Origin of the sequence: Sphingomonas sp. ID0503 (assembly GCF_048565625.1) — a bacterium.
Classification (GTDB): domain Bacteria; phylum Pseudomonadota; class Alphaproteobacteria; order Sphingomonadales; family Sphingomonadaceae; genus JBLZUR01.
In genome coordinates this window covers 1-12,249 of the sequence record NZ_JBLZUR010000002.1, presented here as the reverse complement: position 1 = coordinate 12,249, position 12,249 = coordinate 1, and the positions used below count along the sequence as shown (strand labels likewise).

Sequence of the window (12,249 nt, the reverse complement as noted above, 5' to 3'; positions counted from 1 at the left end):
CAGGGATGCGCGCGTTCGACGGTACGACGCATGGCAGACAAACCAGCAGTCGCGATCATCGGGACATTCGACGTTCGCAATTACGGCGATCTGCTGTTCCCTCTGATGGCCGCGCACAGGCTGGGTGCGCATGGCCATGCGGTGCAGCCCTATTCGCCGACGGGCACGGACACCGGTTGGGCCGATACCATGCGCCCGACCGGCATCGAAGCGCTGCCCGGATCGGCACGACGCCATGCCGCGCTGCTGATCGGTGGTGGCAACATCATCCACTTCGAAAGCGCCCGGCTCCGCGACTATCCGCGCGCGATCGAGGATTGGGCCTATCCGTCACTTTGGGCCGGGGCCACGCTGATGGGGGCGATCGCGCGGCGTCCGGTCATCTGGAACGCGCCGGGTGCGCCGAAGCCCTTCGATCCGACCGGTGAAGCCGAACTTGTGAGCCGCGTGATCGCCGCGGCCGACTACGTGTCGGTGCGGGACGAGCCGAGCCGAGCCGAGCTCGACCCCGGGGCGGCGGCGGGGGTTGCAGTGGTCCCCGACACGATCGCCGATCTTGCAAGTCTTTGGCCGCGCGCGTCGCTGGCGCGTGATTTCGCCACGCTGCTGGCCCGCAAGGCGATGCCCGGCGGAACCCGCTTCTTCGCCGTCCACCCCAAACTGCGCGCGCTGACCGGGGAGGATGTGGCGCGGGTCGGCGCGCTGGTTGCGGCACATGCCGAGCGCACTGGCCTGGTCCCGTTGCTGATTGCGATCGGCGAGTGCCATGAGGATCACGTCGCGGTTCGACAGGTGGCGAACCACGTGCCTGGCTCACGCATGGTGGTCGACGACGCGGTCGGCCTTCGCGAGATCGCCGCCGCGATCGCGTTCAGCGAGCATTATATCGGCTGCTCGCTCCACGGTTATATTACCGCGCTGGCGTATGAACGCCCCGGCTGCATCGTGGCTGTTCCCCGCCTCGTCAAGCAACACGGCTTTCTCGCGCATGTCGGGCGGCCGGATGATCTCTGTGGTGGCTGGGCAGCGGCATTCGAACGTGCTGCGTCGGCGACCGGGCCGGCGGGCGTGCCGACAACGGTGCTCGACGCGATCGACGATCATTGGGCGAAGGTTGCGGGGGCGATCGCCACGCCCAACCCGTCGCTGGCCAAGCCACGTGCGCGCCTGATGGCGACGCTTCTCAATCAGGGCACAGCGAGGGGCGGGTGGGATTGGACGATCGGCGCGATGCTAGTGGGGCGGCAAGCGGGCGGCATCAATCGCCAGGTAGCATCCGCCCCGCCCGCGCCCGCCTCCGCGGCCCTATCACCCGGGTCCGCCCAGCCGTCTACAACCGCTGCGGTCCGCAATCTTGGTGACGACATCCTGGGCCTGTGCACGATCTGCGGCGCGAAGGGCGTGTTTCTCCGTGGGGACAATCCCTCCGTGCGCGAATCCTATCCGTGCCCATCGTGCCGGGCGACCCTGCGCTATCGCGAGCAGGCTAGCGCGATCCTCGACGAATTCGCGCGCGGGCACGAGACCTCGATTGCCCGGCTGGTCGCAAGCGGGCGATTGGACGGCGCCCACATCTACGAGCCGGCGCTCCACGGCCCGTTCGTGGGTGCCTTCTCCGGCCTCCCGCACTACCATAGGTCGTATTATTGGGAGGGCGGCAAGCCGGGCGAGGAGTTGAAGGGCGTGCCCTTCGGCGATCTCAAGGTGCTGCCTTATCCGGACCGGACGTTCGATCTGGTGATCACCTCCGACGTGTTCGAGCATGTCATCGATCCGGACGAGGCGTTTGCCGAAATTCGCCGCGTCCTGAAGGTCGGCGGCGTCCACATCTTCTCGATCCCGACGCGCTGGCCGATCGACGCGGTCAGCGTCGATCGCGTGCGGATCGTCGATGACGCGATCGAGCATCTGCTGCCGCCGCGCTACCATCGCGCGGGAGACGGTTCGCCAAGCCTGGTGATAACCGATTTCGGATCGGACATCGTCGACCGGCTGGCAGCGATCGGCTTCCATACGCAGATCCAGCGGCACAGCCTTTCGATCGACACCGCCTATAGGAACGCCACCTTCCTCTCCCGGCGGATGTAGCCTCTCTGGAAGTCGCTCGAGTAGCCGGCTCACGTCTTTGCAGTCTGCGGTTGCACCATCGCGTGCAAGGTCAGCATGCTGTGCCGCGCGCGGTTGATCCGCAAGATCGCAGATTGCAGGCGCTGCGGTGGGAATTGCAGACGTGATTGACTGTGCGATGGGGCACCATCGCTTGATGCTATACCATCGAATTACTGTGCTCGGTTGCATCGACCTGAACGGCTGAACCGTCTGGCAGCCGACACTCGCCGTCAACAACATCAACGGCTGTTTTGTCTCCCATGTCCTCGTTCTAGCCCCTGATCAGCCGGAGCTCGCCGGCTCGTTTTGCGAAGATGAACGAACGGCAGAAGTGGGGGAGTGAGAAGGACGGTCTGGATGACCGATACTGGGTCTGGGTCGACGCCGAGAGTAGCTCGGGCTAGCCTCGCCATCATGCTCGCAACCGTCTGCCGCTCCGCTGGCCTTACCCTCAACGATGATGGAGCCCAGCTGTTCGCGCAAGCTCTGGACGAAGCTGCGTGTGGTCGCCTCGAGACTGCCTTGGCCGCGCTGCCGACGAGCAAACCAGGTGTGCGGATTGGGGAAGGACGGCAGTTGCAGCCCTTCCTCAATGGTGCCGGACCGATCGGGGCCATCGCGGCATTCGTGCTCGGAGAACAGGCTCGCCCCGTACGTGCGATCCTGTTCGATAAGACCGTGGAGCGGAACTGGGCGCTCGGCTGGCACCAAGACCGTACGATCGTGGTCAAGGAGCGTATGGACACTGACGGGTACGGGCCTTGGACGGTCAAGTCAGGGTTGATCCAGGTGGAACCGCCGTTCGAGATCCTCGAGCGCATGGTAACGCTGCGCGTGCACTTGGATGCGGTTGACGAGCGCAACGCGCCCCTCCGCATCGTGCCCGGCTCGCACAGGCTCGGCCGCCTGCCCGAAACCGAGATCGAGCGCGTGGTGGCGGCATTCGGCGAGCGGCTATGTCTCGCCGCGCGTGGTGACGTCTGGCTGTACGCCACGTCGATCGTCCACGCCTCGCTCGCCGCCGTTCCGCCGCGACGGCGCCGCGTGCTACAGGTCGACTTCTCGGCCGACGCGACGCCAGGTCCACTCGTCTGGCGCGGCGTGTAGGGGCCAAGGGTTGAGCCGCCCCCGCACTCAGACGGTGCTGTTCGTGTGCAGCCAGAACAGACTGCGTAGCCCCACCGCCGAGCAGGTGTTCTCGCGCCGGCAGGACTTGGAGGTGGACTCAGCCGGCACCAACCATGGCGCCGACAACCCGCTCACGGCCGAGCTGGTCGCGGGGGCCGACGTGATCTTCGTCATGGAAGAGACGCACCGCAGCAAGCTGCAGCGGCGCTTCCGGGCGACTCTCGGGGGCAGGCGCGTGATCTGCCTAGACATACCGGACGACTACGACTTCATGCAGCCCGAACTGATCCGGCTGCTGGAGATAAAGGCGAGCCGCCACCTGCCTGCGATACCAGTGACGCAAGAGCCAGAGGTTTGATCAACCCCCTCGACATCGCGAGTGAGCTGCCTCGCTGTTCGGCTTGATGAATGACCGGTGTCAGGAAATGGGCAGGGCAGGCTGAACGGCCGAAAGTGGGTCCTTGTAGACGCGAAGCTGCCCGGCAGCTCGAATTGGAAGAGTGGAAGAACTCAGTAATGAAATGAGCTTCTGGAAGTGATGAAAGAAGAAGGAGGCTTCGAACGTCCGAACGGCCGTTCGCCATAAAACGAGAGCTTCACTTCTAATGTACGATACTACCTTCGAAGAAACCTATGTAGCGCCGTCGACGCGCGCCCTGAACCAGCTCCTGCTGAATGCCACAGAGCAGTCTGGAGGCGCCGCGATCACCAAGGGATTGCCCGCGGGATCCATGTACTTCGACAAACCACGGCTCGTCATCGGCGGCACACCGATGATGCTGCCGATGTTCCAGCCGGCGATGCGGCAGGTGGCGCAGGATATGCGGGCCGATGTCGTCATCTCGCGACACGGCTTCTATCCCGAGGCGCTCAGCCCGGTTGTTTGGGATGTCAGCTACTGGCTCAACGACGCAGTCGTCTCTGTGCACGACTATGTTCTGTGCGAGTCTCGATACGGCGAGTTCTGGCTGGTTCCGCCGGAAACGGGTGCATACCTGCGGCTGGCTGCGGATGGCATCCACATCGAGGTGGTCCCCACTTTCGTCTCTTGGGACGAACGGAACTTCGGCGTCTGTCAGGCAGCGAAGCGGATCCGCTACGCCGCGATGGAGGCTTGGCGCTGATGGCGAACAAAGCGAAACCGCCGGCCGGTCTGGACTATGTTCCGGTAGCTGGCAGCAATCCAAACCTGTCGTACGGAGTCATCGAGGCCGTGAACGGCGATGAGCCGAAGCGGACACTCGGCGATGTCATCCTCAGGCGTCTTTTTCCGACGGAGCGCCCCGCACCCGGGTCGTCGTGGGAGGGGCACACCTGCGAGGCCTGGGACATTGTCCTGCCTCGTGAGGCTCCCGACGCCTACCGCGATCTGCAGGCGCTTTCGCAGGCTTACCATCTGAAGGCGGGCGAGAAGATCCTGCACCTTGCAGCGGTCGTGACGTTGCGCTTTCCGGAGGTTGAGGATCCGAAATCCCGCATGCACTTGCATGAGGCATGGGAGCTCTCGCGCGGCCTTGCCTCTACGCTCACCCGCAAGTTCGACGTGGCCTGCATTGTGGTACTGCATGTGCCAGCGCGCTCATGAGGCATGAACCACCCGCACACCCATCTCGTGATACCTACCCGTACGATCCGTTCCGCAGTCGGTTTCTCGACCTTCGTCATGCAGTTGATCAACGGTGCAGAGGGGAGAGCCATCGTCGAGGCGGAGTGGTCTGCCTATCGAGAGGGAGCAGGCTATGGCGGATGAGGCAAAGATGCTGGCCAGGTTGGACGCCTGGCTGGCGCAGCAAGCTGCTCCCACCCGAAATGACGCATTTGCGACTGGCGATCGCGAGATCGCCGCCGGGTTCGTCCTCCGGCAGGCCCGTGAAGCGGACGCCGGGCTAACAGCGGAGGAGCTTGCCGAGGCGCTCGTCCTTATGGCCGAGAGCATGAGCCGTGAGCTGAAGCTGAGCGAGGACGAGACCCGCCGAATGTTCGGCATCGACGCGGGAGCATCCTTGGCTCAGCTGCGATCGAAAGCAGTCACCGCATGGCCGCTGACCGTCCTCAAGCGCATCATCTGGATGATGGAGACGGTCAGGCTGGCAGTTACGCTGCTATCTGACGTCGATCGCGGGTACGCATGGTTCCACCGGGCCAACACCGCTGAGATCCTGCGGGCCAGCTCCGCGCTCTCGCACATCCTCGACAGCGAGGAAGGCCTGGAGCAGGTTCGTGGTTACCTGCAGGCCGAACTCTGGGGCTGAGGGAACGTCTCGGCGGCGTCGTGCCGGCCAACAAACAATCAGATCCCAGATCGACAATCCGAGCCGCCGCTCGATCGACGATAGATGGAGAGAACCATGACAACGGATCTGCCATTGGCCGAAAGGCTGCGAAAGGCGATCGAGTAGCGGGTGCGATCCATCTCGACGACGCTGTGCTCCCAATTGTGGCGGGCTTCACCACACAGGTGGTAGGCGCCCCGAGGCTCCAGCGGAGTCGATGCCCGAGACCACCGCTCCGCGCGGCGCTTACGAAAGCGAAGGGTCGCAGGTGCTCCTAGCGATAGGCCGACGACGTGTTCGTAGATCGGTCGGTCACGGTGCCAGCCAATACCTGCGCCGATGTCGTACCGCAGAAGCAGCGCCTGGACGAGATCATCAGCCGCAAGACCGGCAAATGCGGCCATACGCTCCCGAACATCGAGCAACCAATCAGGGATGGGTTCGGCGCGCGCGAGCGCACCAGACTGGAGGTCGTAATTCAGGCCAAAGCTGTGCGTCAGACGTTTGCCGGTCCACTGCTGGAAGACGAATGGCTGCAGATCGAGGGAGTCGATCGCTGCCATCAGCACCTTCTCCTCCTCCGCCGAGATCATCTCGTTGCGCGAAGAGAGACCAGGAGGAACGGGCGCATTGAACAGATCTGTCATGTCAGAGCGCAGGTAGGATAGCGGAGGTGTCGCCAGCCTCATGACGATGCGGACTGGACCGCCATCATCTCACAGGATCGGGTCTTCGTCCTTAAGGACGATCTGAGCCTTGGCAAAGTCGATGTGCTGAAACGCTCCGTTGCGCCGTTGCATCTCGGCCGGTGTCACACGGCCTGCAGCCAACTCCATGTCGTCATGGCGCCGCGCTGCGGCTTTCACCGCTCGGCGCTTAGCTGGATCGAAACGGTCCATTTTCGTCGTCCTCGGCCGATTGCAGTGCTCGGAGGAGACAAACCTAGCATCTGTAGGAAGAGCGAGTAAGCCTTGGGCTTAGGCGAAAAGGCATGTTAGCCGCTATTGTGAGCACGCAACGAGGGTCACCGCGCTCGCAGGCGGCTCGCATCACCTAGGGCTGACCGCGACATGGCTGACTACAACGTCGAAGGCCAGCCCTCTGATGCTACGCTGCAGCCAGCGGGCTCAATCGTCATCTTGCGGGAAGCAGCGGAGGGCCTCGAGGTTCTCATGCTGCAGCGATCCCCGACCATGGCATTCGCCCCTAATGCTCTTGTTTTCCCGGGCGGGCGTGTAGACGCAGCGGACGTTGCCCTGGCGAAAAAGCTAACTGCGGGCCTGACGCTAGAGGATGCAGCAGCGCGAGTAGCTGCCATTCGCGAAACCGTCGAAGAATGTGGACTTGCTATCGGGTTCTCGCCGCCGCCGCCCCCGGAGAGAGCGCGGCGTCTCAGCGATGGATTGGCCGAGGGCCGCCCCTTCGAAACTGCCCTCGCCTCAAGCAGGTTAGAAATCGACTTGTTCTCCATCAAACCCTACGCTCGCTGGCAACCAGGCCTAGCAGAGCGCTCGCTCATCACTCGCTGCTTCGATGCGCGCATCTACGTCGCACGCGCGCCCTCCGTGAGTGACATCACCGTTGATCCAAGCGAGATCAGCGCTTTTCGATGGGCTTCACCTCTCTCGATCTTAAGGTGCTGCGCAGAGGGGAGTACTTATGCGCTGTTCCCCACCCGAAGAATCCTCGAACGGATTGCAAAAGCCCGTACCTTTGCCGAGGTGATCACCGCCATTCCGGCGGATCCATTCAGAGCTATCGTTCCTTGGACGAAGATGGTGTCCGGCGAGATGCATCTCTGCATCCCGAATGACCACGGCTACCCCGTGACGGCAGAACTCTGGAGCACCGTCCAAGCCGAGTTTGCCAAGCAAACTCGGACATAAGTACGTAAGAACAACTGGTTCAGCTGCGATCATCCGCGTGCGTGTCGCACCAAACGGCGTCGCTCACGATCATCCTTGGCGCACTCCCACTCGGTGGAATTCACCCTCTTGGGAGGTGATAACGTGGCCCTCACCAATCTCGGACGTGGTGGAAGTGGGTCTGAGTCGGGCGGCGGCGGTCCAACGTACCAGTGAACTCTCGGGAAAAGACTTCCACATCCACCGGCGCGCTTGTGACAGCGTAGCTTTTTCGCAAATTCTGGCCAGCGGTCATCCCAACCCCGCGCGACGAAGTAGGCTGCCACATCGGCTACGGAGAATTTGGCTACCCTCGCGCAAGCACGGCATTCGGCATGGATGTGGCCACCCTTGCTGACCAACTCTCGCAAGTTTCGGATCGAGCGGACCATCCTCCATCAAAGCGGCAACTGGTCTTGTGCAGTATCCGCGGGCAGACGATCTTCGAGCCGCGTCAGGACGATGCTAGCCAGCAATTCCGCGCTCGATCGTCGCGAGGTACGATCGGATTGTACGAGGGCGTGTCGTAGCCAGATAGGCGCGTCGGTAAGAGCGTCCGCGAGACGGTTCGGGTCGATGTTCATGGGCGAATCTCCGTTATCGCGAATATGAACAAATCGGGAACATCGGGCAAGGCGAAGGTGTGGCGGGGGTGCGATCGGCTGCCGCAGCTCTCGCATAGCTGCCTCTCGGGCCATTCTCACAAGCTGCTAGCGCCCCAAGGGGGCGACTGAACCTGCGGCTAGCATGCAATCCGCAGAAGCAATCATACTATGATTTACCTCCTTAGCCCTGAGGTTCGATCGACCGAGCAGGGACGCTCAAGCAACCTTCGCGTCGACTGCGAGGAGGCGAAGGTGTCGAGAACGGGCCTGACGTGCTCCCCTGAAATGTGACCGATTTTGAGTAGAGTCCGACGCGAAGGAGTCGGACGAAGATGAAGCGCAGCAGGTTCAGCGAAGAGCAGATCATCGCGATCTTGAAGGAGCAGGAAGCGGGCATGGCGACGGCGGATGTGTGTCGTCGCCACGGGATCAGCGCGGCGACGTTCTACAAGTGGAAGTCGAAGTATGGCGGCCTGGAGGTGTCCGAGGCCCGGCGCCTGCGCACGCTTGAGGAAGAGAACAGCCGGTTGAAGAAGCTGCTGGCTGAGGCGATGCTCGACAACGTCGTGCTGAAGGATCTGGCCTCAAAAAAATGGTGACGCCCGGCGCTAAGCGGGACGCTGTCGCCCATGCTCGTGAGCATCACGGGCTGAGCGAGCGTCGGGCGTGCAACCTGGTCGGCGTGAGCCGCGGGGTGATCCGGTATCGGTCGTCACGGCCAGATGACGGTCCTCTACGGCAACGACTGCGCGAGTTGGCAGGGGAGCGGCGCCGGTTCGGCTACCGGCGCCTGGGCTATCTGCTGGCGCGAGAAGGCATGACGCCCAACCACAAGAAGCTGCTGCGGATATACCGCGAGGAGAACCTGCGAGTCCGACGCCGCGGTGGTCGCAAGCGCGCCTTGGGCACCCGGGCGCCGATGGTGCTGCCGGATGGGCCGAACCAGCGCTGGTCGCTGGACTTCGTCTCCGACACCCTGACGTGCAGCCGTCGGTTCCGCATCCTGTGCGTGGTCGACGACTACACGCGGGAATGCCTGGCGCTGGTGGCTGACACGTCGCTGTCGGGCGTACGGGTAGCGCGGGAACTGACGCGGCTCATCGGTATGCGCGGCAAGCCGCATACGGTGGTCAGCGACAACGGCACCGAGCTGACGTCGTCGGCCATTCTGCGCTGGTCGCAGGAGCGGCGGGTCGAGTGGCACTACATCGCCCCGGGCAAGCCGATGCAGAACGGCTTCGTCGAGAGCTTCAACGGCCGTCTGCGCGACGAATGCCTCAATGAGACGCTGTTCACGTCGCTGGCCCATGCCCGCTTCGTGCTCGACGCTTGGCGGCACGACTACAATCACGTCAGGCCGCACTCGAAACTGGGCGGGAGAACACCCGCCGAGAAAGCCGGCGAACCTGTCTGGGGGCATGCCCCCAGACAGGTTGTCATACACTCAACCAACCATCATGAAGGAGCCGGACTCTACCTCTGAATGGTAACAATCAGGGGAGCACGTCAGTCCCCTCGCACTTGGTAAGCGGAATGCTCGGAAAAGCGGCACGCAGGGTCTCTTTGACAGCCAGAGGATAATCTCGGAGTCGATGCAAGAGATGTCGTGCCGCGAGTTGATGGTGTTCCGCGTTGACGTCGACGGGGAGACCGGCAAGGCTTAAGGCCTCCTCGACCGCATCAGCCACGATGCGATCAAACGAGTAGTCGGCAGCGCGGTCGAGGCTGTCATAGCCGCTGATCACGGCGGCCGAAGAGGCGGATAGAGATGCGCGACGAAGACAGATCGGGTCGCGTAACGCCCTGATTTTGGGATCGGGATAGATCGCCTCCAAGAGGGGGTGGCTCTCGCCCTCTCTGAGCCCCAACTCCACGGAGCTTGGTTTATCGAGATAAGCCGCTTCTGCTAGAGCGACACCCTCAAGCTCGTACGCGATCGCACTATCCATGCCGCCAAGCCGAATTGCTTGCGCATCTATATAGCGACCGACGGCGGCCAGGCCGCTCCGAGCATTAGAAGCTCGCTCCTCTAGGTCGATCGCTTCGAACCGCTTTCGCCACTCGGATTGGCGCGCGGCACAAAGACGACGCGCCTCGCCAATGTCCTCGGTTCCGAGGGACTGCTTGATCTCACTCTTGCCGACCCCGTCGCGGTAACGCGGCGGTATGACCATGCGGAACCAGTACTGGCTGGATTTCGGATGTTTCCACGGGGAGATGAGCCGAGCGTTCATATGGGCCACCTAAATGGACCACCTGACGTCGCGCAAAGGGTGCACCTTCCGGGGTTTACCCGCGTTTCAGACCTTTGAGTCTGAATTGGTGACCCCTACGGGAATCGAACCCGTGTTTCAGCCGTGGAAGAACAGAACGCCGTAGAATCAACGGCCCGTCCCGACTTTCACGGTTCGTTCCAGCCGTTGCTTTCCAATGACTTGCAGGAGCGGGGGGACGGAAAAGCTCGCGTCCGCAAACCAATACTTCGCCTTCGCTTCGGAGGTGATGCATGACGCTGGCGCAGGACATCACTCGCCACTTCAACGGTGAATGGCAGGGATCACAGGGCGCGTTCCCAACGCCCGGCCACAGCAAGTCCGATCGCGGCATGACCGTGAAGGATGCGGATGGCGGCGATGTCGTCTTCTACAGTCACAACGGCGGCGACTGGCGCGCGGTCAAGGATGAATGCCGCCGGATTGGGCTTCTCCCCGATCGCCCACGCGCGAATGACAATGGCGAAGGCTGGCGAGAGACCGGCAGCTATGAGTACGTCGGCGCTGACGGCACTGTCGTCTATCGCACCGTCCGGAAAGAGAAGGCCGGGCAGCGCAAGCGGTTCCTGGCGCAGCGGCCGGACGGTCGTGGCGGGTGGACCAACGGCCTCGCGGACGTCGAGCGGGTGCCCTACCGCCTTCCTGCGATCCTGGCGGCAGATCCCGACACGATCGTCTACCTGACCGAGGGGGAGCGGAAGGCCGACAAGCTGGCCTCCTGGGGGCTGGTAGCGACCGCCGTGGCATTCGGCGCGAAGGGATGGCGCGACGCCTACGGGGCCGCTCTGGCGGACCGTACCGTGGCCATCCTGCCCGACAATGATGACGAGGGGCGCGGGTTCGCCGAACGTGCTGCGAAGAGCATCACAGAGGCCGGCGGGCGTGCCGTATTCGTGGCGCTGCCCGGCCTCTCGCCCAAGGGCGACGTGATGGACTGGACGGGCACCGCCGACGAGCTGCGCGCGCTGGTAGACGCCGCGTTGCACGCGCCTGCCGAGACCTTCGAACTCGCCGACCTGTCGCAATGGGCCGCCACCGCGCCGACGCCCAAGGCGTTCGTGATGGCACCCTTCATCCCCCGGGATGATGTCGTGATCGTCACAGGCGACGGCGGCACGAACAAGTCGACTGCCGCCCTCCAGATCAGTGCGTGCGCGGCGGCAGGCCGGCAGATGCTCGGTATGGATGTCGCGCCCGGTCCCGCGCTCTACGTCACGGCTGAGGACGATCAGCGGGAGAACCACTGGCGACTGTCCAAGATCGCGGCGCAGATCGGCACCACGCTGCACGACCTCGCCGGCCGGCTGCACATTGTCAGTCTGCGCGGGCGCCTGAACAATGAGCTGGCGACGTTCGATGCGGACGGCAAGCTGCGGCCCGCACCAGCATACGCCCTGCTACGCGCGACCATCGTGGCGACCAATGCCAAGCTGGTGACGCTCGACAACGTGGCGCACCTGTTCGCGGGTAACGAGAACGACCGCAGCCAGGTCACCGCCTTCATCAACCTGCTGTATCAGCTGTGCGGCGAGTTTGGCGTCACGATCCTGCTGATCGCCCACCGCAACAAGGCGGGGGATAGCTACTCCGGCAGCACGGCATGGCTGAACGCCGTCCGGTCTCAGATCCTGCTGGAACGATCGGACGATACCGATGCGGACGTGCGGCGGATGTCGCTCGGCAAGGCCAACTACGCTCGCGCTGGCGAGGAACTGACCTTCCGCTGGCATGACTTCGCACTGGTACGCGATGCAGACTTGCCGGCCGATCGGGCGAGGGAGTTGGCGGCGGCCGCTGCAGCGTCGGGCGACAACATGGCCTTCCTCGCCTGCCTCAGAGAGAGGGAGAAGCAGGGCGACGGTCGGCAGGTGGGGCCGTCCCCCGGCCCGAACTACGCCCCCAGCCAGTTCGAGGGGATGGCGCAGGCGAAGGGTATGACGAAAGAGCGGCTCAAGGC

At 63.5% G+C, this 12,249-nt stretch carries 13 protein-coding genes; 9 read left to right on the top strand and 4 right to left on the bottom strand.

The window, feature by feature from the left end; translation table 11 throughout:
• The first annotated feature begins 30 nt into the window (after window positions 1-30).
• The 6 genes from ACM608_RS01060 to ACM608_RS01035 all read left to right on the top strand — a co-directional run bounded on the left by ACM608_RS01060 (window position 31) and on the right by ACM608_RS01035 (window position 5,489).
• Window positions 31-2,088, top strand: coding sequence for a polysaccharide pyruvyl transferase family protein (locus tag ACM608_RS01060; protein ID WP_419681075.1), 2,058 nt, complete (start codon window positions 31-33; stop codon window positions 2,086-2,088).
• Window positions 2,089-2,523: 435 nt separating this feature from the next.
• On the top strand, window positions 2,524-3,216 hold the full coding sequence (locus ACM608_RS01055; protein WP_419681073.1) for a phytanoyl-CoA dioxygenase family protein: 693 nt from the start codon (window positions 2,524-2,526) through the stop codon (window positions 3,214-3,216).
• Between the two features lie 10 nt (window positions 3,217-3,226).
• Window positions 3,227-3,595: a low molecular weight protein tyrosine phosphatase family protein gene (locus tag ACM608_RS01050; protein ID WP_419681071.1), complete on the top strand. Its 369-nt coding sequence runs from the start codon at window positions 3,227-3,229 to the stop codon at window positions 3,593-3,595.
• Between the two features lie 247 nt (window positions 3,596-3,842).
• Entirely contained in the window at window positions 3,843-4,361 is a 519-nt protein-coding gene (locus ACM608_RS01045; protein WP_419681069.1) for a hypothetical protein, read from the top strand.
• Window positions 4,361-4,822 carry a hypothetical protein gene (locus tag ACM608_RS01040; RefSeq protein WP_419681067.1) on the top strand — a complete coding sequence of 154 codons (462 nt, stop codon included), beginning with the start codon at window positions 4,361-4,363 and terminating at the stop codon, window positions 4,820-4,822. Before ACM608_RS01045 ends, ACM608_RS01040 begins: the two co-directional genes overlap by 1 nt.
• Window positions 4,823-4,976: 154 nt before the next feature.
• Window positions 4,977-5,489 carry a hypothetical protein gene (locus ACM608_RS01035; protein ID WP_419681065.1) on the top strand — a complete coding sequence of 171 codons (513 nt, stop codon included), beginning with the start codon at window positions 4,977-4,979 and terminating at the stop codon, window positions 5,487-5,489.
• Window positions 5,490-5,527: 38 nt separating this feature from the next.
• On the opposite strand, the gene ACM608_RS01030 is transcribed toward ACM608_RS01035, so the two are convergent.
• On the bottom strand, window positions 5,528-6,157 hold the full coding sequence (locus tag ACM608_RS01030; protein ID WP_419681064.1) for an alpha-ketoglutarate-dependent dioxygenase AlkB: 630 nt from the start codon (window positions 6,155-6,157) through the stop codon (window positions 5,528-5,530).
• A gap of 69 nt (window positions 6,158-6,226) precedes the next feature.
• Complete coding sequence (locus ACM608_RS01025) at window positions 6,227-6,409, bottom strand: hypothetical protein (RefSeq protein WP_419681062.1); 183 nt, start codon at window positions 6,407-6,409, stop codon at window positions 6,227-6,229.
• A gap of 171 nt (window positions 6,410-6,580) precedes the next feature.
• Here ACM608_RS01025 and ACM608_RS01020 point away from each other — a divergent pair, with 171 nt between their 5' ends.
• On the top strand, window positions 6,581-7,396 hold the full coding sequence (locus ACM608_RS01020) for an NUDIX hydrolase (protein WP_419681060.1): 816 nt from the start codon (window positions 6,581-6,583) through the stop codon (window positions 7,394-7,396).
• 416 nt (window positions 7,397-7,812) lie between these two features.
• Here the strand turns inward: ACM608_RS01020 and ACM608_RS01015 are convergent, their stop codons facing one another.
• Window positions 7,813-7,998 (bottom strand): DUF6771 family protein, encoded by a 186-nt coding sequence (locus ACM608_RS01015; RefSeq protein ID WP_419681058.1) that lies wholly within the window; start codon window positions 7,996-7,998, stop codon window positions 7,813-7,815.
• A 353-nt stretch (window positions 7,999-8,351) separates the two neighbouring features.
• Between ACM608_RS01015 and ACM608_RS01010 the strand changes: the two genes are divergently transcribed.
• A protein-coding gene (locus ACM608_RS01010; protein WP_419681056.1) for an IS3 family transposase occupies window positions 8,352-9,502 on the top strand; the annotation gives its coding sequence in 2 pieces (ribosomal slippage) (window positions 8,352-8,604 and window positions 8,604-9,502; 1,152 coding nt in all).
• Between the two features lie 10 nt (window positions 9,503-9,512).
• On the opposite strand, the gene ACM608_RS01005 is transcribed toward ACM608_RS01010, so the two are convergent.
• The gene (locus ACM608_RS01005) at window positions 9,513-10,253 is read right to left on the bottom strand and encodes a DUF6538 domain-containing protein (protein WP_419681055.1); all 741 of its coding nucleotides are present in this window, start codon (window positions 10,251-10,253) and stop codon (window positions 9,513-9,515) included.
• 272 nt (window positions 10,254-10,525) lie between these two features.
• Between ACM608_RS01005 and ACM608_RS01000 the strand changes: the two genes are divergently transcribed.
• The coding region (locus ACM608_RS01000) for an AAA family ATPase (protein ID WP_419681053.1) at window positions 10,526-12,249 on the top strand (1,724 nt) is incomplete at its 3' end.

Coding starts and splice junctions, on each gene's coding strand:
- ACM608_RS01025 (WP_419681062.1), bottom strand. CDS start 6,409: ATGGACCGTTTCGATCCAGCTAAGCGCCGAGCGGTGAAAGCCGCAGCG.
- ACM608_RS01060 (WP_419681075.1), top strand. CDS start 31: ATGGCAGACAAACCAGCAGTCGCGATCATCGGGACATTCGACGTTCGC.
- ACM608_RS01040 (WP_419681067.1), top strand. CDS start 4,361: ATGGCGAACAAAGCGAAACCGCCGGCCGGTCTGGACTATGTTCCGGTA.
- ACM608_RS01055 (WP_419681073.1), top strand. CDS start 2,524: ATGCTCGCAACCGTCTGCCGCTCCGCTGGCCTTACCCTCAACGATGAT.
- ACM608_RS01020 (WP_419681060.1), top strand. CDS start 6,581: ATGGCTGACTACAACGTCGAAGGCCAGCCCTCTGATGCTACGCTGCAG.
- ACM608_RS01045 (WP_419681069.1), top strand. CDS start 3,843: ATGTACGATACTACCTTCGAAGAAACCTATGTAGCGCCGTCGACGCGC.
- ACM608_RS01015 (WP_419681058.1), bottom strand. CDS start 7,998: ATGAACATCGACCCGAACCGTCTCGCGGACGCTCTTACCGACGCGCCT.
- ACM608_RS01035 (WP_419681065.1), top strand. CDS start 4,977: ATGGCGGATGAGGCAAAGATGCTGGCCAGGTTGGACGCCTGGCTGGCG.
- ACM608_RS01005 (WP_419681055.1), bottom strand. CDS start 10,253: ATGAACGCTCGGCTCATCTCCCCGTGGAAACATCCGAAATCCAGCCAG.
- ACM608_RS01030 (WP_419681064.1), bottom strand. CDS start 6,157: ATGACAGATCTGTTCAATGCGCCCGTTCCTCCTGGTCTCTCTTCGCGC.